This is a genomic window from Vibrio sp. 2304 (assembly GCF_033339475.1).
Lineage (GTDB): Bacteria > Pseudomonadota > Gammaproteobacteria > Enterobacterales > Vibrionaceae > Vibrio > Vibrio alginolyticus.
In genome coordinates this window covers 1-525 of the sequence record NZ_JAWOUQ010000137.1, presented here as the reverse complement: position 1 = coordinate 525, position 525 = coordinate 1, and the positions used below count along the sequence as shown (strand labels likewise).

At 35.0% G+C, this 525-nt stretch carries 1 pseudogene; it reads left to right on the top strand.

The features are described from left to right. Positions 1-525: pseudogene (locus R7P64_RS24670) on the top strand (urocanate hydratase); the annotation flags it as partial.

Genomic DNA, 525 nt, shown 5'->3' with positions numbered 1-525 from the left:
TCCAAAGAGAGAGTTTACACTTACTAAGAGAGAAACAGAAATTGCCTTAAAGAATGCATTAAGATATGTTCCAGAAGAATTGCATGAAAAATTAGCACCTGAATTTTTAGATGAGCTATTAACCCGAGGAAGAATTTATGGATATAGATTTAGACCAGAAGGAAGAATCTATGGTAAACCAATTGATGAATACAATGGTAAATGCATAGAGGGAAAAGCTTTTCAAGTTATGATTGATAACAATTTAGACTTTGAAGTAGCACTATATCCATATGAACTTGTAACATATGGTGAAACAGGTCAAGTTTTCCAAAACTGGATGCAGTATAGATTGACTAAGAAGTACCTTGAAGAACTAACTGATGAGCAAACACTAGTTATTGAATCAGGGCACCCATTAGGGCTATTTAGATCTTCAAAGGAATCCCCTAGAGTAATTATCACAAATGCTCTCATGGTAGGAATGTTTGATGATCAGAAACATTGGATCAAAGCTCAGGCAATGGGAGTTGCAAACTATGGACA